This window comes from Arthrobacter sp. C152 (genome assembly GCF_054890965.1).
Map to the genome: position 1 here is coordinate 38,978 of NZ_JBTZSU010000004.1, position 26,001 is coordinate 64,978.

Annotated in this window: 21 protein-coding genes; 16 read left to right on the forward strand and 5 right to left on the reverse strand. The window is 64.5% G+C overall.

All coding sequences use genetic code 11. The annotated features are described in order from the left end of the window. Positions 1 to 392 precede the first annotated feature (392 nt). The 8 genes from rpmH to ACYSM9_RS04005 all read left to right on the forward strand — a co-directional run bounded on the left by rpmH (position 393) and on the right by ACYSM9_RS04005 (position 6,151). Complete coding sequence (gene rpmH, locus ACYSM9_RS03970) at positions 393 to 530, forward strand: 50S ribosomal protein L34 (RefSeq protein WP_003800212.1); 138 nt, start codon at positions 393 to 395, stop codon at positions 528 to 530. A gap of 40 nt (positions 531 to 570) precedes the next feature. Beyond that, positions 571 to 981 carry a ribonuclease P protein component gene (rnpA, locus tag ACYSM9_RS03975; RefSeq protein WP_461855704.1) on the forward strand — a complete coding sequence of 137 codons (411 nt, stop codon included), beginning with the start codon at positions 571 to 573 and terminating at the stop codon, positions 979 to 981. Further along, positions 974 to 1,366 carry a membrane protein insertion efficiency factor YidD gene (gene yidD, locus ACYSM9_RS03980; RefSeq protein WP_461855705.1) on the forward strand — a complete coding sequence of 131 codons (393 nt, stop codon included), beginning with the start codon at positions 974 to 976 and terminating at the stop codon, positions 1,364 to 1,366. The genes rnpA and yidD overlap by 8 nt, the downstream gene beginning before the upstream one ends. Positions 1,367 to 1,381: 15 nt before the next feature. After that, positions 1,382 to 2,347, forward strand: a complete 966-nt coding sequence (yidC, locus tag ACYSM9_RS03985) for a membrane protein insertase YidC (protein WP_461855706.1) — start codon at positions 1,382 to 1,384, stop codon at positions 2,345 to 2,347. Continuing rightward, a complete protein-coding gene (locus ACYSM9_RS03990) occupies positions 2,347 to 2,907 on the forward strand; it encodes a Jag family protein (protein WP_461855707.1) in 561 nt (186 codons plus the stop codon). The genes yidC and ACYSM9_RS03990 overlap by 1 nt, the downstream gene beginning before the upstream one ends. Positions 2,908 to 2,919: 12 nt before the next feature. Further along, positions 2,920 to 3,570 carry a 16S rRNA (guanine(527)-N(7))-methyltransferase RsmG gene (gene rsmG / locus ACYSM9_RS03995; protein ID WP_461855709.1) on the forward strand — a complete coding sequence of 217 codons (651 nt, stop codon included), beginning with the start codon at positions 2,920 to 2,922 and terminating at the stop codon, positions 3,568 to 3,570. A gap of 89 nt (positions 3,571 to 3,659) precedes the next feature. Then, positions 3,660 to 4,727, forward strand: coding sequence for a ParA family protein (locus ACYSM9_RS04000; RefSeq protein ID WP_461855710.1), 1,068 nt, complete (start codon positions 3,660 to 3,662; stop codon positions 4,725 to 4,727). Positions 4,728 to 4,792: 65 nt separating this feature from the next. Then, positions 4,793 to 6,151 carry a ParB/RepB/Spo0J family partition protein gene (locus tag ACYSM9_RS04005; protein ID WP_461855711.1) on the forward strand — a complete coding sequence of 453 codons (1,359 nt, stop codon included), beginning with the start codon at positions 4,793 to 4,795 and terminating at the stop codon, positions 6,149 to 6,151. A 3,980-nt stretch (positions 6,152 to 10,131) separates the two neighbouring features. Here ACYSM9_RS04005 and trxA read toward each other — a convergent pair. The 5 genes from trxA to ACYSM9_RS04030 all read right to left on the reverse strand — a co-directional run bounded on the left by trxA (position 10,132) and on the right by ACYSM9_RS04030 (position 16,235). After that, a complete protein-coding gene (trxA, locus tag ACYSM9_RS04010) occupies positions 10,132 to 10,458 on the reverse strand; it encodes a thioredoxin (protein WP_454485453.1) in 327 nt (108 codons plus the stop codon). A gap of 39 nt (positions 10,459 to 10,497) precedes the next feature. After that, positions 10,498 to 11,451: a thioredoxin-disulfide reductase gene (gene trxB, locus ACYSM9_RS04015; protein ID WP_461855712.1), complete on the reverse strand. Its 954-nt coding sequence runs from the start codon at positions 11,449 to 11,451 to the stop codon at positions 10,498 to 10,500. A gap of 269 nt (positions 11,452 to 11,720) precedes the next feature. Beyond that, positions 11,721 to 13,388 carry an ABC transporter substrate-binding protein gene (locus ACYSM9_RS04020; protein WP_461855713.1) on the reverse strand — a complete coding sequence of 556 codons (1,668 nt, stop codon included), beginning with the start codon at positions 13,386 to 13,388 and terminating at the stop codon, positions 11,721 to 11,723. Between the two features lie 150 nt (positions 13,389 to 13,538). After that, positions 13,539 to 15,677 (reverse strand): murein biosynthesis integral membrane protein MurJ, encoded by a 2,139-nt coding sequence (gene murJ / locus ACYSM9_RS04025; RefSeq protein WP_461855714.1) that lies wholly within the window; start codon positions 15,675 to 15,677, stop codon positions 13,539 to 13,541. A gap of 57 nt (positions 15,678 to 15,734) precedes the next feature. Then, entirely contained in the window at positions 15,735 to 16,235 is a 501-nt protein-coding gene (locus tag ACYSM9_RS04030) for an NUDIX hydrolase (protein WP_461855715.1), read from the reverse strand. Positions 16,236 to 16,442: 207 nt separating this feature from the next. Between ACYSM9_RS04030 and ACYSM9_RS04035 the strand changes: the two genes are divergently transcribed. From ACYSM9_RS04035 to ACYSM9_RS04070, 8 genes are all read left to right on the forward strand, one after another. Beyond that, positions 16,443 to 17,948: a CCA tRNA nucleotidyltransferase gene (locus ACYSM9_RS04035; protein ID WP_461855716.1), complete on the forward strand. Its 1,506-nt coding sequence runs from the start codon at positions 16,443 to 16,445 to the stop codon at positions 17,946 to 17,948. Next, the gene (locus tag ACYSM9_RS04040; RefSeq protein WP_461855717.1) at positions 17,945 to 18,529 is read left to right on the forward strand and encodes a histidine phosphatase family protein; all 585 of its coding nucleotides are present in this window, start codon (positions 17,945 to 17,947) and stop codon (positions 18,527 to 18,529) included. The genes ACYSM9_RS04035 and ACYSM9_RS04040 overlap by 4 nt, the downstream gene beginning before the upstream one ends. 157 nt (positions 18,530 to 18,686) lie before the next feature. Continuing rightward, positions 18,687 to 18,821 carry a hypothetical protein gene (locus tag ACYSM9_RS04045; protein WP_461855718.1) on the forward strand — a complete coding sequence of 45 codons (135 nt, stop codon included), beginning with the start codon at positions 18,687 to 18,689 and terminating at the stop codon, positions 18,819 to 18,821. A gap of 317 nt (positions 18,822 to 19,138) precedes the next feature. Then, positions 19,139 to 19,270, forward strand: coding sequence for a hypothetical protein (locus tag ACYSM9_RS04050; protein ID WP_461855719.1), 132 nt, complete (start codon positions 19,139 to 19,141; stop codon positions 19,268 to 19,270). A gap of 48 nt (positions 19,271 to 19,318) precedes the next feature. Beyond that, positions 19,319 to 20,773 (forward strand): glycosyltransferase family 87 protein, encoded by a 1,455-nt coding sequence (locus ACYSM9_RS04055; protein ID WP_461855720.1) that lies wholly within the window; start codon positions 19,319 to 19,321, stop codon positions 20,771 to 20,773. Then, positions 20,766 to 22,208, forward strand: a complete 1,443-nt coding sequence (locus ACYSM9_RS04060; protein ID WP_461855721.1) for a phytoene desaturase family protein — start codon at positions 20,766 to 20,768, stop codon at positions 22,206 to 22,208. The genes ACYSM9_RS04055 and ACYSM9_RS04060 overlap by 8 nt, the downstream gene beginning before the upstream one ends. Before the next feature lie 25 nt (positions 22,209 to 22,233). Beyond that, positions 22,234 to 24,222: a penicillin-binding transpeptidase domain-containing protein gene (locus ACYSM9_RS04065; protein ID WP_461855722.1), complete on the forward strand. Its 1,989-nt coding sequence runs from the start codon at positions 22,234 to 22,236 to the stop codon at positions 24,220 to 24,222. A gap of 35 nt (positions 24,223 to 24,257) precedes the next feature. Then, entirely contained in the window at positions 24,258 to 25,940 is a 1,683-nt protein-coding gene (locus tag ACYSM9_RS04070) for an ABC-F family ATP-binding cassette domain-containing protein (RefSeq protein WP_461855723.1), read from the forward strand. Positions 25,941 to 26,001 lie beyond the last annotated feature (61 nt).

The window sequence follows — 26,001 nt, forward strand, 5'->3', positions numbered from 1 at the left end:
CAATCCACAGGCTTATGCACAGCCCGTGGATAATCGGCTACTGGGACACTCTAGGGGATGAAAAGCCTAGAAGATAGCTGGCCTTCCGGCTGTGGATAATTACACGGTTGTGGTTTCGAAAGAGGGCCTGTGAGCCACTTCATCCACAGGCTGTGGGGACAACTTAGGAACAGTTGGGGACAGCTGCCGGGGGCGCCTTCGGTTTGACGCAGGGCCTTAAATTGCCCTAACGTTGTGAAGTCCTTTGTGTCCGCTTTTTGGCCCCATCTGAACTTCCAGTCGCACTGCGCCTGGGCAGCCGGGGGAAGCGTGCATATACAAAACTTAGCGTCGGCCAGTTCTTCCCCATACTGATCGGGTGGGCGCACCTTTGATCCACTGGAGTAACTAACGTGAGCAAGCGGACTTTTCAGCCGAATAACCGCCGTCGAGCCAAGAAGCACGGCTTCCGCCTTCGTATGCGTACCCGTGCCGGCCGCGCCATCCTGGCAGCCCGTCGTGGCAAGGGCCGCACCGAACTTTCGGCCTAAATAACTGACTTGTCGGTAGACATCCCTTTGCGAGTTTAAGGTGCTGGCCGCCCGCAACCGCCTGAGGACTGCAACCGATTTTTCAACAACCGTACGTTCCGGTGTCCGCAATGGACGCCGGAACGTAGTGTTATATGCGGCAGCCATTGCTGCCGACGAACCCAGCCGGATCGGGTTTATTGTTTCCAAGAGTGTAGGGAACGCTGTCGCCAGGAACCTCGTTAAGAGGAGACTGAGGGAAGCGGCTGCTGCCTCGCTGCGTGAACACGCAACTGGACTTGCCATTGTGGTCCGGGCACTGCCCGCGTCCGCATCCGCCAGCTGGGACCAACTGCTGGCGGACTATAACGCAGCACTGGAAACTACACAGAACCGGCTGGCCGGCCGCCTTTCACGGGCAGCCGCCACTGGTTCGGCCGGTACAACACAGGAGGGGACAACGCGTGCCTAACGCCACTGCCGTCGTCGCCCGTTTCCGCACTGTACCCGCCGCCGTCGGCAGGTTTCTCTGGAACCTGCCCCGGAACATCCTCATTCTGCTGCTGATGGCCTACCGCAAGGTGGTTTCGCCCTTGTACGGCCAGGTCTGCCGATTCTTCCCGTCGTGTTCGGCGTATGCCCTCGAAGCGGTGACCGTTCATGGCGCCGTTAAGGGAAGCTGGCTCGCGCTGCGGCGCCTTGGCCATTGCCATCCATGGAACGCCGGCGGTGTGGACCACGTCCCCGCCGGCCGCCGGGAATGGCCTGCGGGCCGGACCCCCACAATTGTTGTGCTGAACAACCCGGACAAGTACCTGGCTGCTCGGACTGATGAAGAAGGCCGCACTGCGGCCTGACGAATAGGGATAAGTATGGACTTCTTTGGAACAATCATGGCCCCGTTCAAGTGGCTGGTTTCCATCATCATGATTGGATTCCACGATGGCCTGAGCGCCATCGGGATGCCCGCCGCGAACGGCTGGACTTGGACTTTGTCCATCATTGGGCTGGTGCTGGTGATCCGTGCCGCCCTGATCCCGGTATTCGTCAAGCAGATCAAGGCCCAGCGCGGCATGCAGCTGCTCCAGCCGGACCTGAAGAAGCTGCAGGACAAGTACAAGGGCAAAACCGACCAGCTGTCCCGCCAGGCCATGGCGCAGGAACAGATGGCCATGTACAAGAAGCACGGAACCAACCCGTTCTCTGCCTGCCTTCCCATGCTGATCCAGATGCCGTTCTTCTTCGCGCTGTTCCAGGTCCTCTCGGGCATCTCGGCGGCCAAGGACCAGGGCCAGGGCATCGGTGCCATGAGCCATGAGCAGGTTGTGGAGTTCGACGCGTCCAGCATTTTTGGTGCGCCGCTGTCTGCTGCGCTGCTGCATGGCGGAGCCGGCAACGTTGCTGTGGTTGTGCTTTCCATCGTGATGATCCTGGCCATGACGGCCTCGCAGTTCATCACGCAGAAGCAGATCATGGCCAAGAACATGTCTGAAGAAGCCATGGCCAGCCCGTTCATGCGGCAGCAGAAAATGATGCTCTACATCCTGCCGATCGTGTTCGGCGTGGGTGGCATCAACTTCCCCATCGGTGTGCTGATCTACTGGACCACCACCAACCTGTGGACCATGGGCCAGCAGTTCTTCGTGATCCGCCGCATGCCCACGCCGGGTTCCCCCGCAGCCAAGGCCCTGGCCGAGCGCCGTGCCGCCAAGGGCCTGCCGGCCCTGTCAATCCTGACCGGCAAGAAGGACGAAGAGGCAGAAGCCGCCGCGGCCGCGGCCGTTCAACCCAAGGGACAGCGCGTCCAGCCCCAGCGCAAGAACAGGAAGAAGAAGTAATGTCAGCAGAGAGCTCTGAGCACGCCTTTTCCGAAGAGACCGTAGACCAGGACGAATCCGTGAACCCCGCTTCCGCCACCAAGGTTTCCGCCGTCAGCCGCCTCGAGGAAGAGGGCGACATCGCCGCTGACTACCTGGAGGAACTGCTGGACATCGCCGATATCGACGGCGATATCGACATCGAAGTCCGTAACGGCCGCACCTATATCTCCATCGTTGCCGAGGAGGAAGCCGAAGGGCTCGAAAGCCTCGTGGGCGAAGACGGCGAGGTACTCGAAGCGCTCCAGGAACTCACCCGCCTGGCTGTCCTTTCCGCTACGGAAAACCGGTCACGGCTGGTCCTGGACATCAACGGCTACCGCCAGGAACGTTCCGGCCACCTCCAGAAGATTGCCGAGGATGCCGCCGCAACCGTGAAGGAGACAGGTGAGCCGGTTGCCCTTGAACCCATGAGCGCTTACGAGCGGAAGATCGTGCACGACGCCGTGGCCGACCTTGGCCTGGTCAGCGAGTCCGAGGGCGAAGGCGCCGGACGCCACATTGTTGTATCCGCCAGCTAGAGATTGCTGATCATGGTTGACATCACGGCAGCAGAACTTCGGGCGGCCGAGAAGATCTTCGGCGACCGCCTGGACCTGGCCAAGCGGTACGTTGAGCATCTGGCCACCTCGGGGACCGAGCGCGGACTGATCGGGCCCCGTGAAATCCCGCGGCTGTGGAGCCGCCACGTGCTGAACTGCGCGGTGATCGAGAGCGAGATTGCGCACGGCAGCCACGTGGCCGACGTCGGCAGCGGCGCCGGGCTGCCCGGACTGTGCCTTGCCATCGCCCGGCCCGACCTCGAACTGACGCTTATTGAACCACTGGAGCGCCGGGTGATCTGGCTCCAGGAAGTTGTCGATGACCTGGGCCTGGACAACGTCACGGTGATGCGCACCCGGGCTGAACTCGCCGTCGGGCATGTCGATGCGGACGTGGTGACGGCCCGGGCAGTGTCCGCGCTGACCAACCTGGCCGGCATGACCATTCCGCTCCTTGCCGGCCGCGGTGAGGTGGTGGCGATCAAGGGCCGCAGCGCGGCTGAGGAAATCGACAAGGCTGCGAAGGTCATACGGAAGCTGGGTGGCGTGGAGACGTCGGTGGTCACCGTCGGCGAAGAGCTCCTCGAGGAGCCCACGACCGTCGTTCGCATCCTTGTAAACAAGTCCCAAAAGAAGTCCTAATGCGGTCCTGCTGACGCCGGTCAGCGCGACGAAGCAGTTAGGCTAGACACCGGCAGCAAAATTGGCTGAACGAGAGTGAGTGTGCCCCAGTGACCAGTAGTGAAGCCTCCGCACAACGGATCCCGCCGTTTGTGTCATTGGGGTCGGCACGTTCTGTCGCTGGGCTGGGCATGGTACCCGCGCGCGCCGGAATACATCCGAAATCAGTTGATAGCTCGGTGCCGTCACTGGCTGTTTCACGTGAAACAACCACTTCCGGTCGCTCCAACGTCATCGACACCATTGACGACTCGAGCCCCATCGCACGGGAACTGGCCCACGAAACCAGGCGCCGGGAACGCCTGATGGGTCGGAAGCTTCCGCGGCCGGAGAAGACCCGCATCTTCACGGTGTCCAACCAGAAGGGCGGTGTGGGCAAGACCACCACCACGGTGAATATCGCCGCTGCCCTCGCCACGGCCGGACTGAACGTCCTGGTTATTGACATCGACCCCCAGGGCAATGCCTCCACCGCCCTGGGCATCGAGCACCACGCCGACGTTGACAGCATCTACGACGTGCTGATCAACGACGTTGCACTTGCCGACGTCGTCGCACCCTGCCCGGACATCGGGAACCTCATCTGCGCACCGGCCACCATCCACCTGGCCGGCGCCGAGATCGAACTGGTGTCGCTGGTGGCCCGTGAGCAGCGGCTCCGCCGGGCCATCGATGTCTATGCCAAGACCCGCGAGAAAAACGGCGAAGAGCGGCTCGACTATATCTTCATCGACTGCCCGCCCAGCCTGGGCCTGCTGACCGTCAACGCCTTCTGTGCAGCCAGCGAAGTGCTGATTCCCATCCAGTGCGAGTACTACGCGTTGGAGGGACTGAGCCAGCTGCTCAAGAACATTGAGATGATCCAGAAGCACCTCAACGCCGACCTCGTTGTCTCAACGATTCTCCTGACGATGTATGACGGCCGGACCAACCTCGCCGCCCAGGTCGCCGCGGAAGTACGGCAGCACTTCCCCGACCAGGTTCTCTCGGCCGTGGTTCCCCGGTCGGTGCGCATTTCCGAGGCTCCGAGCTACCAGCAAACGGTCATGACCTACGATCCGTCCTCCAGCGGCGCGCTGTCCTACCTGGAAGCCGCTGCTGAAATAGCAGAACGCTAAAATCTTCAAACTGCAACGCCTGGAGCCCGGCCGGGGCCTGGCTCTACCACTGGAGGGATTTACCCATGAGCGAGAAGCGACGGGGCCTAGGCCGCGGTCTTGGCGCGCTGATTCCAAGTTCCGCCGCAACCAATGGTTCAGGTAATGGCGGGGCCGTTTCGAGGCCCGTGGACCTCTTCTTCCCGGAGGGTCGCAGGAAGACTGAGCCTGTGGAGCAGCCGCCCGCTGCTGCGGCTCCGGATGCAGTGAAGGACGATGCCAAGCAAGCTCCGGCTGCCGCACGGCGACCCGCAGCCAAGCAGGCCCCAGCCACCGGTGGGAAACCGGCGACCGCCAGGAAGCCCGCTTCCAAACCAGCGGACCCAGCGCCGGCCGCGCGTGCCACCGACGGCGGCCCTGCGAAGCAAAAGAGGACTGCATCCACTGCGGCACCGGCTACTCCTGCAGCATCTCCCACCGGTGATGAGGCAGCAGAGCTGAACGGTGGCCGTTCCGCAGCTCCCGCGCCGGAAGAGGCCGTGACCTCCCTGGAAGCCGCAGGGCCTGCATCCGATATTCCCGCGATGCCAGGTGGCCAGATGGCCGGCGATGTTGAACTGGTGGAGGTTCCTGGAGCACGCTTTGCGGAAATTTCCGTCACAGACATCCATCCGAACCGGAAGCAGCCGCGGAACGTCTTCGACGAGGACGACATGGCTGAACTCGTGCATTCCGTGCGGGAAATCGGTGTCCTGCAACCGATTGTTGTCCGTACTTCAACCGAAGATGGTAGTGAGGCGTATGAACTTGTCATGGGTGAGCGCCGCTGGCGGGCTGTCCAGGCCGCCGGGCTGGACACGATCCCTGCCATCATCCGGGATACCACCGATGATGACCTGCTGCGCGACGCCCTTCTTGAAAACCTGCACCGCAGCCAGCTCAACCCCTTGGAAGAGGCAGCGGCCTACCAGCAGCTGCTTGAGGATTTCGGCACCACGCACGAGCAGCTGGCAGACCGTATCGGACGCTCCCGTCCCCAGGTCTCGAACACCCTCCGGTTGCTCAAGCTCCCGCCGCTCGTGCAGCGCCGCGTAGCCGCCGGCGTCCTCTCTGCAGGCCATGCACGCGCCCTCCTGTCGCTTCCCGATGCAGCTGCCATGGAGCGGCTGGCCCAGAAGATCGTTGCTGAAGGAATGTCCGTGCGTGCCACGGAAGAGGCCGTGACGCTGTACCAGGATCCTGCGAAGCCGGCGAAGAACAACATTCCGAGGCCCGGTGCACGGCATGAACGCTTGGACTATCTGGCATCGTCGTTGTCCGATCGCCTGGACACGAACGTCAAGATTTCGCTCGGTGTTCGAAAGGGTAAGGTGAGCATCGAGTTCGCCAGTGTTGAGGACCTCAACCGGATCATGGATGTTCTTGCCCCGGGGTCCACAAACTGACTTTCCGCGCTTCTGAAAGGGCCTGATTCTTCCTGAATCAGGCCCTTTCTTATGTGCTGGGTTGTCGTGTTTCGTGGCAGTTGCCACGGTGTGGTGGCTGCGGTGCTCCCTGTGTTTTTCCTGGGCGAAGGGGCCTCAGATAGAGCCGGTGCCGTCCAAGTCCTTCCTAGTCATGGAGCCGCTGATACAGGACTGCGACTTTTACGTGCGGTGATCTTTCAGATCCTGGTCCCATGCCTTTCGGGCTTTGGGCACCGCAGAAAATCCGGCGTATGGGATATGACGTTTCCATTCAACTTTTGCCGCACCCTCGTAGATTTCGAATCCAAATGACTGCGTGTCTCTGGAGCTCTCCCCTTGCCCTCATATGAATGCAACTCCTCCCATGCCCGGTTGCGTAGCTGCGGTCGGTTGCGGCCCAGAGCGGCCTTCAAGGTGCGTGTTTCACGTGAAACTTCGCGCAGCCTGTCTGTGTGAGGATGACGAACGGTCAGGTACAGTTGCGTGCGACCAGGCCAAGTTGGCGTCCACGTTCGTGGGGTAGCCTGTGTGTCAGGGTGGTCATGGATTCTCACGTTTCACGTGAAACCATCGGTGCCTCTCCCCAGCTGCGCTGCTAGTCGCAACTTGTTGTGCCTTAGGGGGCGGCGGCAGCTGTGGTCGGCGGTTAGATCCATGAGGGGCCGCAATCAGGACCGCGGTGGTTTGGTGCGGTCTCCCTGAGAATATTGATAAGAAGCGAGGCCCCCTAGCTCTATCGAGCGAAAGGGGGTCCCCAGGCCCCCGTGGGCAGCGGAGCATCATTGATCCGCGAGGGCCCCCTGTGTGCCGGAAACGCTCGAGTTGGGCTCAAAAGTGGACCACAAATTAACAACTTGGGGATAGCCCCGCCTGCAAAGAACAACGTGGGCGGTGTTCGGCGCGGGCCCTATCGGGAGAAATGGGTCTGGAGGAAGGTCTCATGCTTTCATCGCCGAGAGGAAGCCGTTGGGTTCTCCGGACTCCCCTTTCATTTTGAAGTCCTGAGCCAAGCGACCCGGCACGTGAGGAGGCGAAGGATGGCCCTGTCTGCCAGCGAGCGGCGGATGGCGAAGGTGAGTCGGTCGATGTTTCACGTGAAACGCATACTGCCGGCATGCGAAGCTTACGCAGGGTCTGCCGGCAGGGACGCTCCCCTGAGTTTCTGTTAGGCCTTTGGGTATAGATGGCAACCCTCCGCTTGGATCTGTGGATGCAGGGGCCTGGCGGTACCCGGGTAAGTGGCGTCTAGCGAACGGACCGATGATCGCCGACAACCGTCGAGGGACCTGCATTAGCAAGTGGTCGACGGGAGAAGCTTTGTCTCGTGGCCAGCGCTGTCGAATGTCAGAACCATAGTTCGCTATCAGATCCATAGCATTGGCGTACTGGCAGGAACTGATACGTGCTCTTACCAGTTTGTCTCCGGCCGCCGACCGCTGCTGCCGCTACCCTCTCCTAGCCGTTGCCGTGCGATGCCTGAGCCCGGACACCGTGCAAGGCGGGTCCTCCCCCGCGCAATATGATCGGACTCCTTGAAGGCTGCCTGTGACCGGAGCTTCGTCAAGTGTCATTGCGCGTGTAGACAAAGCGCCTGCGGACAGCGGCGTTGATGGAGCTGATGATCAGGCGCTTCGGGGAACCGGCCGCCGAAGCAGGTGATAGGGATGGAGCAGTGACGCGGGCGCGTGTCGTCGCCCAGGTTCCGAGGGCGTTACCGGCGATGAGGTGCCAGTCGGTGGTGCTGGCACTGATCGCTCCAGATTCAATGCCCGCACTGTCCGCCAGATCTGATGCTCGGCCAGGGCGGGCGCGCAGTCGTGCGCGTCTGGGGCCGCTGGCCCACGTTGCGTTCGGATGGCGTTGCGGCCACCGGATGGCAAGCTCAGGGTTCTGTTCGGTAGGCATATGTAAAGTTGTGGGGTGTCTCAGAGGCCGCGCCTTCGCTCTCAGACCCAGTGGATATCCCTGTGGAAAACTTTGTGGATAGTCCGCTGCTGCGTGGGCCAGATTCCAGGTTGGCACACGGCTTGAGGCTCTAACCTGGTCGAATACGGCTTCGGTCACACTCCCTATAGACCGTGACGGTTTCACGTGAAACGTCGCCATTTGGAAGGTGCAGTGCTTCTTGTTCATGTTTCTCAGGATACGGGTTGAATTTCAGTGAGCGAGGTGCGAAGTTATTGCGCATTGCATCGTAGTCCGGCCCGGTTCAATACTTCCGGCCAGCATGGATGCGAGTTCAAGGCCTCTCAAGCTTCAACCGAGCTCATGACCGTCGTGCCGGTCAGGGACGCTGGCCTGTGGATAACACTGTGGATTATTGGCCAGCTCCACTGTGGATAACGTGTGGGTAAACTCACACCAGTCGGCGGGGGGACGTGGGGATTTCCGAGCCGCTCCTCCCACCGGTTCCTTGTCGCTGGCCTACCGGAGCAGCCTTTGGTGGCCCCGCCTGGTGCCTGGACCGCGGACACGTTGGGCCTACTTGGCCTCAGAAAGTAGCCCGGAACGCCTCGTCACAGAACCCAGGATCGGGACCCGTGATACTTCTGGTCGAGTGGCCGGATGTAACTGGAATGCTGGGGCAGCCTCGGCGATCCTTGTCGCAGTCTGAGTGGTCCGAGCTGCGGTTCTCCTTATCTCCGGCTGCGTGCTGAAGATTGCCAGCGGTCTCGCCTGCGAGCCGGCCACTGCTGGCGCCTGAGCTCGAGTAGTCGTTTCCTCAAAAACCGACATATCGTGGCGTCTAGAAGGAGTGCTGCAGGCAACGAACGTACAACAGGTCCGCCAGATTGGCGGCAACTGTTTCACGTGAAACAGGAGCGAACTCCGGGAGGAGGAGGCCGCCTGCAGACCCGCGGCTAGAAGACTTCAGACACTCTCCGCGGCCATATACGCGCAGAAGGAAGTGGCGTCGACATGTAGGTTCCCGGAGTAGCGGATAATGGGTCGCGCAGTCCGACCTCTGCCTGCTTCCGGGAATTGGTGCTGAATGGAGGACCGCCCAGCAGGGCGATCGTCCGGCTCCAGGCTCGCTAGACGGGTCTTCGTGAACAGAGCAGTTCATTGCGCAGGAAGCGGCCTGACGCACGAAAGCGTGTAGTTCATGACCTGCAGAAGTTGCCCTCCGGTCCTGCTTTGACCCCGGCACTATACACTTCGGCACCTGCAGTCGGCGGTGCAATCTCCTTCAGGTGTTCGGTTGCGGAGGACTTCCGTTTGTCGGCAAAAGGCTTCAGATGATCAGAGATCTGAAAAGAGGACGACGCAGTCCTCGCCCAGGTGGATGCCTATTGCTGGCGCCAAGATCCCGGGAAACGGACAGTACGGTGGCGAACGGAATTTGGGCGCGGCAGATTGTCGCACTATGGCTGAATGGTCGAATGGCCAACTTTTCTGCAGTAGCCAGCGCAGCGACCGGCCGGGTACTTGGGAGTGTTCTCGGTTGGGCTGCCGACGCTTGGCAGCCGGGGCTGGGCTCGATGTTTCACGTGAAACGGTCATCGCGGTTCTGGGATCAGTGCTTCCGCGCGAATTTCGCAGGCCTTCCCTCGATGTGGTGCATACTTCCAGTTACGACGAAGGCCTTAGCAGTTCTGTACCATCTTGGGAAGTGGGAACCGTTACTCGAACTGCCGCACAGAAGAGGCGGCCTTGGAGATTTCCTACTTCACGCTGTGAATGGGAACGCAGTAGTAGCAGTACACCCAAGAGCCTTGGGGCGTGTCCGAGCACGCAGAGGTGTGGCGATTAGCCCAGGGTTCCTGTGCGAGATGGGGACACACCACCTCTAGCTCATGGTTCCCGCACCGCGTTTCACGTGAAACATGCTGGGTGGGACCGCCTTCCCCAACCGGTCGGCAGTCGGAGGCATACTGCCTTAAAACAGTTGTGGCCACCGCTCAAGGAGCGGTGGCCACAACCAGCAAGAACCAAATCTCGCGTGAGCCCTGAACGGGCTACGAGAGAACGTCGGCAAATTCCTTTTCGAAGAACTGCTTCGGCTTCGCGCCGATCACGGTGTTCTTCACCTCTCCGCCCTGGAACAGGTACACGGCGGGAATGGACGTGATGCCGTACTCCGCAGCGATGGACGGGTTGTCATCGACATTTACCTTGACGACGTCAACCTTCTCACCGTACTCAACCGAGATCTCGTCGAGAATGGGGCCCAGTTTGCGGCACGGACCGCACCATTCAGCCCAGAAGTCGACGATGACAGGCTTCTCGGAGGACAGGACATCTGTTCCGAAGCTTGCGTCAGTTACGTCTTTTGCGTTGCTCATTGACCTTTTCTTTCTCTTCGATACCAGTAACGCGGACTATTAGTGCAGGTCGGCGAGGTAGTGCTCGACGTCGATGGCCGCTACGCAGCCGGACCCGGATGCGGTGATCGCCTGGCGGTAGGAGGGGTCCACCACGTCCCCGGCTGCGAAGACGCCCGGGACGCTGGTCTTCGAACTGCGGCCGTCCACTGCAATGGTTCCCTCAGGCGTAAGCTCCAATACGTTCTTCACCAGATCAGTGCGCGGATCGTTGCCGATGGCGACGAAGACGCCGGTGACGGACAACTCGGAAAGGGTTCCATCAACAAGGTTCTTCAATCGAAGTCCGGACACCTTCTCTTGACCGAGGACGTCATCGACCGTGCTGTTCCATACGAAATTGATCTTTTCGTGTGCCAGGGCCCGGTCGGCCATGATCTTTGAAGCCTTCAGCGTGTCACGGCGGTGAACAACCGTGACGGACTTGGCGAACTTGGTGAGGAAGAGTGCCTCTTCCATGGCGGAGTCTCCACCACCGATGACGGCAATGTCCTGGTCTTTGAAAAAGAAACCGTCGCAGGTTGCGCACCAGCTCACACCATGGCCGGAGAGCCGCTTTTCATTCGGCAGGCCGAGTTCCCGGTACGCCGAGCCGGTGGAGAGAATGATCGACTTGGCCTTGAAGGTTTCACCCGTGCCGATTGTCACGGACTTCACCGGACCTTCCAGCTCAAGTGCGGTGACGTCCTCGAACTGGATCTCGGTACCGAAACGGGCGGCCTGCTTCTCGAAGTTCTCCATGAGGTCCGGACCCATGATCCCCTCGGGGAAGCCAGGGTAGTTCTCCACGTCGGTGGTGTTCATCAACTCACCGCCGGCGGTTACCGATCCTGCGAACAGCAGTGGATTGAGGTTGGCGCGGGCGGTGTAGACGGCCGCCGTATAGCCTGCCGGGCCCGAGCCCACGATGATGACATCACGTACGTCGGACGCCGTGGTTTCTGCGATGGTCACTGGACGGTGAACCTCTTCCTTGGTCGACTCGCCTCCCGGTGGAGGCCGGCCACATGGCACAACTGCGGCTGCATGCTGAATATTCCGGCGCCTAAAGGAAGCCGTCAGGGACGGCGCGGGGGTTCCCTCCGGCAGGCGCTCTTCCCAGATTACCGTCCCGCAGCATCTGGTGAGTTCCCGGAGTAACAGAGCACATCATCGCGTGAAGTCACAAAAGTGGCCGTCGCCGGAACGGCAACGGCCACTGCACTTGCATTGAAGGAGACGGGCTACTGAACCTTGATCTCTGCCAGTCGGAGTCCGTACCCGTAGCGGGTCTTGGGAGCTGCGAGCTTGGGAAGCGAATTGATGGAAACAAGCACATACTGTGCCTGGACCGGCTCCCCCACCGGGATGTTCAGGTCCGTGGACGTGAAGCTGTTGGTACCCACGGTTTTGGCACCATCCATCGAAGGCCGGTCGTTGGTGTAAACAGTGATGTTTCCACCCGATCCGCCGAGCTGGGACAGTGTCACCGACGACACGGCGGCGGGGGCCTTCAGCTTCACCACCAGCTGGACACCCTGCGGAGCCAATCCGCCCCAGTTCTCGGTGGCAAACTCCATGTCGGACCAGTAGCTGGCGGCATTGCCGTCGTAGGCCTTGACCAAATCCCCGTCAAACGTGGCGGCGAAGTCAAAATTCCCCTGCCGGCTGACGCTTTCGATTGCCGGCGGCGCAGCGGGCGGCGTCGACGAAGTCGCCTGCGATGCAGGCGCGGATCCCTGCTGCGCGTTGCTGGTTGAAGTCGGGGCCTTGGCCTGCGGTTCAGGGGTGAACAGGCTGCCCAGGTTGGTGACGGCGAAGATCAGGCCGGCGATCAATACCACCGCGAGGAGGCCGCCCACCAGCCACCGCATGGAACGCGGCTGCTGGTCCGGGTCATCCCGATTACTGTCGCGGTCATCGTCGCGGTCGGCAAACGAGACCCCTGCCGCAGCCGGCGCGGCTGTCCGGGCAAAGAGGGCGCCTTTGCCTTTGACCGGTTCGGAATCCGCATCGTCGTCGGTATCCCCGTAACTGTCGTGCTCCCCTGCCTGTGCATAGTCGTCATCGGACCACAGGGAGACCTTCGGCTTTTCCGGGGCGGCAGGCTGGCGGGCTGGACGCTCGACGGCGGGCCGGCCGGTACCGTGCGGGCCGGTTTCGCCGGCGCTGGTCTCGACGGGCCCAGTGTCGACGGGCCCGGTCTCCACGGGCCCGGTTTCAACAGGGCCCGTGCCCACTTGCCCGGCCCCGGCCCCTGATGCCTCGGCGCGCTGCACCGGCTGGGCTTCGGTGGCGTCCGGCTCGATCCTCGAAGCGCCTGCTCCTGCCTTCGGCGAAGCCGCACCCGCACCCGCCGCAGCAGCACCTACGGCACCGGCAGCAGCAGCACCGGCAGCACCCGCCGGCCGAACGGGAGGCCGCGGCGGCACGGCAGGCGAAGGACGGTAAGGGTCAACCTGGCTGCGGTGGGTTTCCTGGTAATTGATGTAGCCGGCCTCGACGTTGTCTTCATCGTCGTAGGGCTCGGGTTCGTTGGACCGGGGCTGCCCGAAAATCTCGCTGCCCAGGGTGTCGGTGAAGAACGGCTCAACGTACGGCGGGTTGGTGGCCACCACCAGATCCAGCAGGTCGGCGGCGGACGTGTGGTTGGTGATCAGGTACGTGGCGGCCTCGGTGACACCAAGGTCCAGGACCTGCACGGTGCCGGGACGTTCGCCGGTGGCCACTTCGCGGGCGCTCTGCGCAACCTGCTCGGTATTGTCCGGGCCGGCCACCAGGATGCTGACCGGGCGGTTGAGTACCTGGTCCACACCATCCAGCACCAGATCGTGGTCGTGCGAGGCCAATACCGTGGCTGTGACCTTGTAGCGGCCGCCAAGTACTGATCCGACATCGATCGGGTTGGACACGTGTTCCTCCTAGGCTGTCCGGAATCGCCGGCGTGGATGACGCAACCGCCGTCAGGTTAACCCTGAATGCAACTACCCCTGTACCTGTTCGATCCTAGCCGATCCGGCCCGGACGGCCGTGGAGAAGACGGCGCACAAACAGCCGGAGTATCACTTTTTCCGTGGGCGCCGGGACTTGAAATGCGGGTTTTCCCCGGCCTTCCCCTGGAACGTGCGGCGCCCGGGAATCGGGATCTGCTCGCGGAGCAGGCCGCCGCGGGCGGTGCTGGGCTGGTCCTCGGCCGGCAGGTAGGCGCCGTCGGCACCCTGCCGCGGGCCGTCGTCGTACGTTTCCCTGTGGTCCGTACCGCGCTCCGGATCCGGTCCCGCCCGGAAGGAGACGGCGTCGAATTCCCCGGAAATCCGGGGTATCAGGCCCGTGTCCACGGAGGTAGTGGCCCGCTCTGCGCGCGGCCCCCGTTCCGCTCCGGCGTGGGCGGGAACGGACGACGGCGGGGTCCCGGCTTCCGCAGCGGCGTCGCGGGCGCCGCGGCCCAGCCGTCCCAGCAGCGGGCGCAGCAGGTCGCGCAGTTCCGAGACCCGGAAGAGCCTGAGCAGGAGGAAGTAGACCACCAGCATGACGGGCCCCACCACGATGACGGTCACCAGCGCCGTGATCCGGTTCTGCCAGGCGAAGCCGTCCGGGCTGTAGCTGCCCATGAGCCAGAGGGCGCCGGCGCCGGCGATCGCCGAGCCCAGGGCCGCGTAACCCATCCGGATGTACGAGTTCGCGATCCGGGCGCCGTCCAGATGGCCCAGCATGCGCCGCAGGAAGAAGGCGCTGATGACGACGGACAGGATGTTGCCCACCATGTACAGCACGGCGATCGCGTAGATGATCTGGTTGACCGGGAGGAACTGGATGGCGAAGGCGCCGGCCACGTACACCACCGCCAGCAGCAGCTGGACGTAGAACGGGGTGCGGGCGTCCTCGTTCGCGTAGAACACGCGCGACATCATGAAGTTGGCGCTCATGAAAGGCGTGCTGAGCGCCAGGATGGTGAGCGTCTGGGCCAGCATGACGCCGTCCTGGCGCAGGCCGCCGGAAAAGAACATGCCCAGCGGACCCGCCAGCGCAAACAGTGCCAGGGCGCCGAACACGGTGGCCACGGCCATGGTCCGCAGGCCGTGCGAGAGCGCGTCCCGCAGCTCCGCCCGGTTGCCGTCCTGGGAGGCACGGGTCATCCGGTTGAACAGCACGGTGGCCAGTGAGAGGGCAATGATGGAGTGCGGCAGCAGGTACAGCTGGCTGGCCACCTCCAGCACCGCGTTGCCCGGAAGCGTGGCCGCGGACGGGTCCCCCGACTGCTGCAGCCGGATACGTTCCGCGCCGGGAATGGTGGCGATGCGCATGACGTACAGGAAGGCGAGCTGCCCGACGGCGGCCGTCAGCAGCGTCCACACGCTCAGCCTGGCAGCGTGGCCCAGTCCCACGCCCCGCCAGCCAAACCGCGGACGCAGGCCCAGTTTCAGCCTCATGACCGGAACCATCAGGATGGCCGTTTGGGACAGCACGCCGATGGTGGAGAACCCGGCCACCAGCAGCGTCTGCGTGGCGCCCCAGTTGTCCAGGGTGTGCGGGCTGAACTCGTTCGTGCCGAAGATCCAGATGAACATGCCCAGCCCGGCGATGGCCACCACGTTGTTCAGGATGGGCGCCCACATGGCAGGACCGAAAGCGCCGTTGGCGTTCAGGACCTGCGTCAGCAGGGCATAGAGGCCATAGAAGAAGATCTGCGGCAGGCACCAGAACGCAAAGGTCACCGCGAGGGCCTTCTGCTGCGGCGAATAGCCCTGCGTGGTCAGTTCGATGACCGCCGGCGCAGCCAGGGTGACCAGCGCCGTCAGGCCCAGCAGGAGCAGGACAGCCAGCGTCAGCAGCCGGCTGATGTAGTCGGCTCCCCGGTCCGGTGCCTTGCTCGCCTTGATGATCTGCGGCACCAGCACGGCGTTGAACACGCCGCCGGCCACCAGCAGGAAGATCAGGTTGGGCAGGTTGTTGGCGTTGATGAACGTGTCATTGACCGTTGATCCCAGGCCCAGCGCCGTGCCGAGCATCCAGGTCTTGCCGAAGCCCAGGAAGCGGGACACGAGCGTCCCGGCAGCCATGATGGCGCTGGAACGGGTCTCGCTGCCGCCCGCGGCCGCGGGCTGGGCAGTGTCCGGGCCTGCCGGTTCCGGAGGAACGCCGTCGGGTGCCGCGTCGTCCGGGCGGCCGGACCTGTCGGAAGGAAAGTTGGTAGCTGACATCGAGTTCATCGTCTCACCCGCCACCGCTTTACCAGGCAACGACGGCGGCGGGAGCCTTCAGAGGTGTCCGGGCAGGACCTCGCGGGCGAGGTCTGCGATGCGGCGCTCGTTGGGGAACGACAGCTTCCGTGCCAGTTCCTGGATGGGCACCCACGCCACGTCCACGGCTTCCTGGTCGGGATCGTTTTCGATGGTCAGTTCTCCCCCGGTGGCGCGCAGGAGGTAATGGTGCACGGTCTTGTGGACCCGGTGGCCGCTGACGGTGAACCAGTAGTCGATACTGCCGAGGGGTGCCAGGATGCTGCCTTCAATGCCGGTTTCCTCGGCGATCTCCCGTACCGCGGCCTCTTCGTTGTTTTCCTTGCCCTCCGGGTGCCCCTTGGGCAGGCACCATTCGAGCCGCCCGCCGCGGTTAAGGCGGGCGATGATCGCAACCCGCAGCCCGGCGTCGGCCGTGTCCACCACGACGCCGCCGGCGGAGACTTCCTCAACCGTGGGCAGCGACGCCGGTGCCGACTGCGGGGCAGGGGCGACGTGCGCACCGATCGCCGATGGCAATGGTGCGTTTGTCCTCCTGCCGGGAGCACTCGGTACTGGATGGGCCATGGAGTCCACTCTAACGACACTTGCCCCTTCATGATGACCGGAACATGACACCAACATGGACGGCATATGACGCACTTTGCGCGGCGTAATGGAAAGAACGCTGATCGTGGCACCTTTTTGGACTGCCACGGCGCTGGTTTCTGCCAAGCTTAAGGAACTATGGCGCACGCACATCACAAGATTGATTCCCACACTGTCGACTTCAAGGTGGACCCGGTGGTCCTGGAGCTCGGACAGCGCTTCGTGGATGCCGGCCATGAGTTGTCGCTGGTGGGCGGTCCCGTGCGCGACCTGTTCCTGGGCCGGACCTCGCCCGACCTGGACTTCACCACCGACGCCACCCCGGACCAGACCATTGCGCTGATCAAGAAGTGGGCGGACAACTTCTGGGAGATCGGCCGTGCCTTCGGAACCATCGGCATGCGCAAGGCGGGGTTCCAGATTGAGATCACCACCTACCGCGCCGAGGCCTACGACCCGGACTCCCGGAAGCCGGTGGTGGCGTTTGGCTCCTCGCTGACCGATGACCTGCTGCGCCGTGACTTCACCATAAACGCCATGGCGCTGAAGCTGCCTTCCATGGAACTGGTGGATCCGTTCGGCGGCGTCAGGGACCTCCACGCCTCCTTACTGGCCACCCCGGGCGCGCCGGAGGAGTCCTTTTCCGACGACCCGTTGCGGATGATGCGCGCGGCCCGGTTCGCTGCGCAGCTGGGGGTCTCGGTGCGCGACGACGTCCGGTCCGCCATGACGGACATGGCGGACCGCATCAAGATCATCTCCGCCGAACGGGTGCGGGACGAACTGGTCAAACTGGTCTGCGGCGCCCGGCCGCGCACCGGCATCGACCTGCTGGTGGAAACCGGTCTGGCCGAGCATGTGCTGCCCGAGGTCTCCGCCCTCCGGCTGGAGTCCGACGAACACCACCGGCACAAGGACGTCTACCAGCACTCCCTCCAGGTCCTGGAACAGGCCGCGGAGCTCGAAAGCGATCCCGACGGGCCCGTGCCCGGGCCGGACTTCGTGCTGCGCTTCGCAGCGTTGATGCACGACGTCGGGAAGCCGGCAACGCGCCGCTTCGAACCGGGCGGCGCGGTGAGCTTCCGCCACCACGACATGGTGGGTGCCAAGCTCACCACCAAACGGATGAAGGCGCTGCGCTTCGACAACGACACCATCAAGGCCGTCGCGCGGCTGGTGGAACTCCACATGCGCTTCTACGGCTACGGCGACGCCGGGTGGAGCGACTCCGCAGTGCGGCGGTACGTCACCGACGCCGGTCCCCTGCTGGAACGCCTGCACCGGCTCACCCGCTCCGACGTGACCACCCGCAACCAGCGCAAGGCAGACCGGCTGTCCTTCGCCTACGACGACCTCGAATCCCGCATCGCCGCCCTCCGCGAACAGGAGTCCCTCGACGCCGTGCGCCCCGACCTGGACGGCGCGCGGATCATGGAGCTGCTGGGCCTGAAGCCGGGGCCCTTGGTGGGCCGGGCCTACAAGTTCCTCCTTAACGAACGGATGGAGTACGGGCCCCTGCCGCTGGAGGAAGCGGAGGCGCGCCTCCTGGCCTGGTGGGCAGAACAACCCGAATCCGCACCCGCAGAACCTGTTGCCGGGACCTCCGCCGCCGCCGTCGAACCTTCCACTGAGGAGTCCAAGTGACCAACCCCGCCTTCGCCCCGCGCCCGCAGCTCTGGATCCTCCGCCACGGTGAAACCGAGTGGTCCAAGAGCGGACAGTACACAGGACTCACGGACCTGCCGCTCACCGTCGAAGGTGAACAGCAGGCGGTGGAGGCCAGGAAGGTGCTGGACAACGTCGACTTCGACCTGGTGCTCACTTCCCCTTTAAGGCGCGCACGGCGCACCGCAGAGCTCGCCGGCTTTCCCGATGCCCGGCACGAGCCCCTCGCCGTCGAATGGAACTACGGCGACTATGAAGGCATCAGTTCCGACCTGATCCGCAAGGACAACCCCGACTACCTGATCTGGACGCACGGGGTGCCCAACGGCGAGACGCTGGACGAGGTCGCGGCCAGGGCGGACAAGATCATTGGCCGGGTCCTGGAATCCGGCATGGACAATGTCCTGATCGTGGCGCACGGGCATTTCTCCCGTATTCTCACCGCACGCTGGCTGGAACTCCCTGCCACCGAAGGGCGGCACTTTATCCTGGGGACAGCCAAGGTCTGCACCCTTGGCTGGGACAAAAAGACGCCGGCAATTGTGCGCTGGGGCCTTTAGGAAAACCCTTTTCCTGCTTTTTCGAGAATGTCCGGGGAATTACTGGCCATGCCGGTAATTTTGGGATAGCTTTATTCGTGACCCCGAAGCATCTTGCCGGGGTCCGTTCACCGCAACGCACACCACGCAGCGGACCGCAGAAGGGGAGGTTGGGAAAATGATGACTTTGACTGGCGACTGGAATGCCATCATCGGTGCCTTTCCGGCCTTTGTCGGTTCTGCACGCGTGGCTTCGGCCGGTTCCCGCCCATGGCGTGCCGCGGGCCACTCCGCCGGGCTGCGCCGCCGCTAACCGGCGGCAGCCTCCGGGCCTTCGCTTTCGCTGACCGCGAGGCAGCGGCTGCGGACGGTACCGCTTCCCGGCACCAGCTTTCCTGCACCAGCACCCGCGCGCCTGAACAGGCCACGGGTAATCCGGTGTCCAGGAATACTGCAGCGTTTGCCGGTTTCCGCGGTAGTGCATTTCGCATAACTGCGCTTTTGGCGCAGTCCCTTTAATTCCGCTGTGGAATTATTGCGCCCTAATTACGGCCTCTTTTGCGCGCCTTTAACTGGCGCTAATTTGCCATGCCCTTTTTTGCCTCAACGCTGACAAAGGAGGTGATTTCCTTGGTTAAAACGATTATGGGACTCCTGTCCCGCGCACTGCAGCGCCCCGGTTCCTTCAACAGCGCCATGCTGGAGCAGCACCGGGACGGCGTTTTCATGCTTCTGCACCAGCAGTTGGGTGGACTGCGCTGAGCGCCGGCCCCGGCTTCCGAAACCGGGGCCGGCTGTAAGCTCGATTCCATGCACCAGACCCAGCCGCCGGAGACTGAACGACGGTCCCGGATCGTGGTTCCCAGCCGCAGCGACGTCCTGCTGCGCAACTTCACCGAAGTCATCGGCGGTCCACTGGGAACGAGGGCCGAGCCGGGCCTGGTGTCCCCCGGAATCTTCACGGTGGAGCGGATACTCGTCGTCCTGACGGCCATCGCGGCCCTGGTGGGAATCCTGCTCAAGGGCTACTGCCGGGCCAACGGCTGGGAGACTCCCACCCAGTTCTACGCCACGTGCTACTCGGACTTCCCGGAGCTCTTCCGGAACCGTGGCATGGCCGAGGGCATCTTCCCCATCCTTGGCAGTGGCAGCCAGTTCGAATACCCGGTGATCATCGCCGTGGTCGCGGGCGTTACCTCCTGGCTGGTGCCGGGCGGAAACACCGATGCCCGCGCCCTGGCCTATTTCGACGTCAACGTCCTCTTGCTCGCCGTCGTGGCCATGGCCACCGTCCTGGCCGTCGCCCGCATGCCCGGCCGGCGTCCCTGGGACGCCGCCATGGTGGCAATGGCGCCCGGTCTGGTGTTGGCAGGAACCATCAACTGGGACCTCTGGGCCGCCTGCCTGCTCGCCTGGGGCCTGTACTTCTTCGCCCGCGACCGGCCGCTGGCTGCGGGCGTCCTGATCGGCCTGGGCACGGCAACAAAGCTCTACCCGTTGCTGGTCCTGGGCGCCATCCTGCTCCTGGCCATCCGCACCGGCCGGTGGCGGCCCCTGCTGATGACCGGGGGCGCCGCCGCCGGCACTTGGCTGGTGGTCAACCTGCCGTTCGCCGCGGCCAACCCCGCAGGGTGGGCGTACTTCTTCCAGTACAGCGCCGACCGGGGCGCCGGGTACAGTTCAGCCTGGTTCGCGTACGACCTGGTGGCCGGCAGGCTGGGGTGGCCACGCCTCGGGGCGGAGTCGGTCAGCACCCTCTCGGCCGTATGCTTCGCCGTGGCGTGCCTCGCCATCGCGGCAGTGGCGCTGACGGCACCCCGCCGGCCACGGCTGGCGCAGCTCGCCTTCCTCATCGTTGCGGCCTTCATCCTGGCCAGCAAGGTCTACTCGCCCCAGTATGTGGTCTGGCTGGTTCCCCTGCTCGCCCTGGCACGGCCGCGGTGGCGGGATTTCCTCGTGTGGCAGGGAATCGAAGGCCTGCATTGGGCTGCGATCTGGATGTACCTTGGACAGGTGACCAGCGCCGGTTCTTCCCAGCACAACCTGGACATGCCCTACTACGTCCTTGCCGTTGCTGCGCACATGCTCGCCGTGGCCTACCTCATGGCCCGCGTCACCTGGGACATCTACGATCCGTCCTACGACCCCATCCGCCGGCACCATCTCGACGATCCCCACGGCGGACCCTTCGCCAACGCTTCCGACCGGTTCCTGCTTCGACCCGGCCAGCCAGCGCTTCCGCGGAAGGCCGGCTCCCGTGCCTGACGCCGCCGTCGTTGGATCCGGACCCAATGGCCTCGCCGCGGCCGCCGTCATGGCACGCGCCGGGCTGTCCGTGGAGGTCTTCGAGGCAGCACAAAGCATTGGCGGCGGCACCCGGACCTCCGAGCTGATGCAACCCGGGCACTTCCACGACGTCTGCTCCGCCGTGCATCCCATGGCGTTGGCATCCCCGTTCTTCCGTGCCTTCGAACTGCCGCGCCGGATAGACCTCATCACCCCGGAGTTGTCCTTTGGCTCGCCCCTGGCCGACGGCCGCGCGGCGCTGGCCTACAAGTCACTGGACCGGACGGCTGCGGAACTGGGCCGCGACGGACCTGCCTACCGGCGGCTCATGGAACCCCTGGTCCGGAACATCGACGACGTCATGGATTTCACGCAGAACCAGCTCCTGCGGATACCCCACAATCCCCTGGTGGCACTGTCATACGGCCTGCGGACACTGGAACAAGGGACAGGCCTGTGGAACGTCCGCTTCCGTGAACAGCTGGCCCCGGCACTGCTGAGCGGCGTGGCGGCGCACGCCGTTTCCCACCTGCCCTCCCTCGCCGCATCCGGTGCCGGGCTTATGCTCGGCGCCCTGGGGCATGCGGCCGGATGGCCCATCCCCCGCGGTGGATCCGCCACCATCGCAGCGGCGCTGGCGGACGACATCCGCGCCCACGGAGGAATAATCCATACCGGATCCCCGGTCGACCGGCTGGAGCAGTTGCCCGCCAGCCGGGCCACGCTCCTGGACGTCGCCCCCCGCGGGCTCGTGGACATGGCAGGGGACACCCTGCCCGGCCGCTACCGGCGCGCCCTTGAAGCCTTCCGCTACGGCAACGGCTCCTGCAAGGTGGACTTCATCCTGTCCGGGCCGGTCCCCTGGCGGGCCCGCGAACTCGCCGGCTCCGGGACCGTCCACGTCGGCGGAACCAGGGCCGAACTTGCCCGCTCGGAAAACGAGGTCAGTGCCGGACGCCACCCCGAGCACCCTTATGTGCTGGTTGCCCAGCCATCGCGTTTCGACCCAGGCAGGGCACCGGACGGCCGGCACACCCTGTGGACGTACTGCCACGTCCCCGCCGGCTCACCGGAGGACATGACACGCCAGATCACGGCCCAGCTGGAACGCTTCGCGCCCGGCTTCCGCGACGTCATCGTCGAATCCCACGCCATCACAGCCGCACAGTTGTCCCAATACAACCGGAACTACATCGGCGGCGACTTCAGTGCAGGGGTTATGGACGTCCGTGGGCTGGTCCAGAAACCGGTTGTCTCCCCCGTGCCGTGGCGGACACCCCTGCTGGGCGTCTACCTCTGCTCCTCCTCCACCCCGCCCGGCCCCGGCGTCACCGGCATGCCGGGGCTGCACGCCGCAACGCACGCGCTGAAGGACATCTTCAAGCTGCCGGTTCCTGACCTGGGCATTCACTGACCATCCGCCGGGGGATAATGGCGCGATGGGGAAAACAACAAAACTTTCGCTCGCTTTAGCCACGCTCATTGTGGGTGCCACGCTCGTTTCCTGCGATGACGGAAAATCCGGGGCGGAAGCAGCGGCCCAGCAGCTCGCCACCGCCGTTTCGGCGCTGGACGTCGGCTCCGTGGCCTTCGACGGCAGGGATTCGGCCGCCGCCAACGAGCAGCTGCACACGGTGTTCGCATCCCTGGACCCGCAGAAGCCTGCGGTCCAGGCTGGAGGGCTCACCCTCGACGGAGACAACGCCTCCGCGCCGCTGGCCTACACGTGGAAGTTCGGCGACGCCGAGTGGAAGTACACGGTCTCCGCGAAATTCAGGAAATCCGGCGACAAATGGCTGGCGCTCTGGGACCCGGCCATCCTGGTTCCGGGCCTTGCCGACAGCGAGATCGTCACCAAGGGCTCCCAGTCACCCCAGCGCGCCGACATCCTGGGCGCCAATGATGCGCAGCTGGTGACCTACCGTCCGGTGGTGAACGTGGGGATCGATAAGCCCCAGCTTGGCACCACAGACCCCGCCGACGCCGCCGGAAAGCTCGCCGCGCTGGTGGGCGTGGACCCCGCGGCATACGTCCAGCAGGTCAAGGCGGCCGGCGCACAGGCCTTTGTCTCCGCCATCACCCTCCGTGAGGAGGGCCGCACCATCACCAATGAGCAGATCCAGGCGATCCCCGGCGGCCGGGCCATCCCCGCCTCCGTTCCGCTGGCACCCAGCAGGACGTTCGCCCGCGCCGTCCTCGGCTCGGTGGGGGAAGCCACGGCGGAACAGATCGAAGCGTCCGGAGGCGAGCTCACCGCCGGAGACGTCACGGGCATCGGCGGGCTCCAGCAACAGTACGACGAACAGCTGCGCGGAACCGACGCCGTCGTCATCCGTGCGCAGCGGGCAGACCTGACCCGGGAGCAGATCCAATCCTCGGCAACGGACCCCCGCCGCGTCCTCTTCGAAGTGGCACCCAAGCCCGGGACGCCGCTGAAAACCACCCTGGACCCGCGGCTCCAGGCACTGGCCGAAAGCACCCTCGAGGGCGTGGGTCCGGCGTCGGCCATTGTGGCCCTCCGCCCCTCCAGCGGCGCTGTGCTGGCAGCTGCGTCCGGCCCCGGCAGCAACGGCTACAACACCGCCATGCTGGGGCAGTACGCGCCCGGGTCCATCTTCAAGATGGTCGATTCGCTCGCCATGTTCCGAAACGGGATGACGCCGGACTCCACCGTGCAGTGCACGCCCACCCTCACGGTGGACGGGCGCACCTTCAAGAACTCGGAGGGCTACCCGGCCACCTCGCTGGGCTCCGTCACGCTGCGGGACGCCTTTGCGCACTCCTGCAACACAGCCTTCATCTCCCAGCGCGACGCTGTTTCACAGGCCCAGCTTGAATCCGCGGCCACGTCGATGGGCGTCGCGGTCGAGGCTCCGAAGCTCGGAGCCGAAGCCTTCCTCGGCTCCGTCCCCGGCCAGGCCGAGGGCACCGAGCATGCCGCGTCCATGATCGGCCAGGGCAAAGTGCTGCTCTCCCCGCTGGCTGCGGCCATCATGGCAGGCTCCGTTGCCAAGGGCGCCCCGGTCTCGGCGCAGCTGGTATTGAATCCCGACGCCGGTGCTCCCGCCGCCGGCACGACCGCAGGGTCCACCGCCCCCGCGGCCAGTCCCTCAGCCACCGCCACGGCGGAAGCACCCTCCACGGCGTCGGACAAGCCCATCACGGCGGCCGAGGCCACGGCCCTGGGGGACATGATGCGCGCGGTGGTCACCTCAGGGCACGCGGGCTTCCTCGCCAGCGTCCCCGGCGAACCGGTGGGGGCCAAGACGGGCACCGCTGAGTTCGGCACCGAGAACCCGCCCAAGACCCATGCCTGGATCGTGGCTGTCCACGGCGACCTGGCCGTCGCCGTCTTCGTGGAGGACGGCGGCCTGGGCGCCACCACCTCCGGCCCGCTGCTCAAGCAGTTCCTCACCGCTGCCGGCTAGGAAGACCGCGGCCGGGCCGTGGGAAGATGGAGCCCGTGGCCCATATTGACGTTTCCGGCATCGACTACTTCCTCTCCGACGGCACCCAGCTGCTCAACGGGGTGACCTTCAAGGTCCCGGACGGCACCAAGACCGCGCTGATCGGCCCGAACGGCACCGGCAAGACCACGCTGTTCCGCATCATCGCGGGCGACCTTGATCCCGACGAGGGTGTCGTGGGCCGCTCCGGGAACATGGGCATCATGCGCCAGTTCGTGGGCCAGGTCAGGGACGGATCCACCGTCCGGGATCTCCTGGTTTCCGCCGCTCCCCCGGCGCTGGCGGCCGCTGCACGCGAGGTTGATGATGCAGAGCTCGCCATGATGGAGCACGACGACGAGCCCACCCAGATGCGGTACGCCCAGGCGATCGTGGACTGGGGCGATGCAGGCGGCTACGACGTCGAAACCGTCTGGGACGAGGTCTGCATGGCCGCGCTGGGACTGCCGTTCGACCGCGCGCAGCACCGCCCGGCGTCGAGCCTTTCCGGCGGTGAGCAGAAGCGCCTGGTGCTCGAGGCGCTTTTCGCCGGCCCCGACGAGCTCCTCCTGCTGGACGAACCGGACAACTACCTGGACGTGCCGGGCAAGCGCTGGCTTGAGGAGAAGCTTAACGACTCCAGGAAGACCGTCTTCTTCATCAGCCACGACAGGGAACTGCTGAACAACGCAGCCGGGCGGATCGTGACGCTCGAGCCCGGTATCAACGGGGCCGCAGCGTGGATCCACGGCGGCGGCTTCGCTTCCTACGTCGAGGCGCGGGCGGACCGGAACGCGCGCTTCGAGGAGCTGCGCAAGCGCTGGGACGAGGAGCACATCAAGCTCAAGGAACTCGTCAACATGTACAAGAACAAGGCCGCGTTCCGTTCCGACATGGCAAACCGCTACCACGCCGCCCAAACCCGGCTGGCGAAGTTCCTCGAGGCCGGGCCGCCGGAAGCGCTGCCCATCGAGCAGAACGTGCAAATGCGGCTCAAGGGCGGCCGGACCGCCAAGCGCGCCATCGTCGCGGACCAGCTGGAGCTGAGCGGGCTGATGAAGCCTTTTTCCACCGAGATCTGGTTCGGCGACCGCGTAGGGGTCCTGGGCTCCAACGGCTCCGGCAAATCGCACTTCCTGCGCCTGCTCGCCACCGGCGGCACCGATCCCGAGAAGGAGCACCTGCCCGTCTCGGATGTGGAGATCGCGGAAGTGCCGCACGAGGGGACGGTGAAACTCGGGGCACGCATCCGGCCCGGATTCTTCGCCCAGACCCACGTCCGCCCGGACCTGCTGGGCAAGACCCTGCTCGAGATCCTGCACCGTGGTGACGAGCACCGTTCCGGACTCGGCCGGGAGGCAGCGGCAGGTGCGCTGGACGGTTACGGCCTGGCAGGCCAGTCGGAACAAAAGTACGAGTCGCTGTCCGGCGGCCAGCAGGCGCGGTTCCAGATCCTGCTCCTGCAGCTCAGCGGCGCCACCCTGCTGCTCCTCGACGAACCCACGGACAACCTTGACCTGCACTCCGCCGAAGCGCTGGAGCGTGCCATCGACCATTTCGAGGGAACCGTCCTGGCCGTCACGCACGACCGGTGGTTCGCCCGCACCTTCGACCGGTTCCTGGTGTTTGGCTCCGACGGGAAGGTCTACGAATCGGACGGGCCGGTGTGGGACGAACAGAGGGTACAGCGCGCCCGCTGACCGGGCGGTATTCCGGCTCCCGGGGTACAGCGCTCACTTATATGAGTAAATGATCAAAATT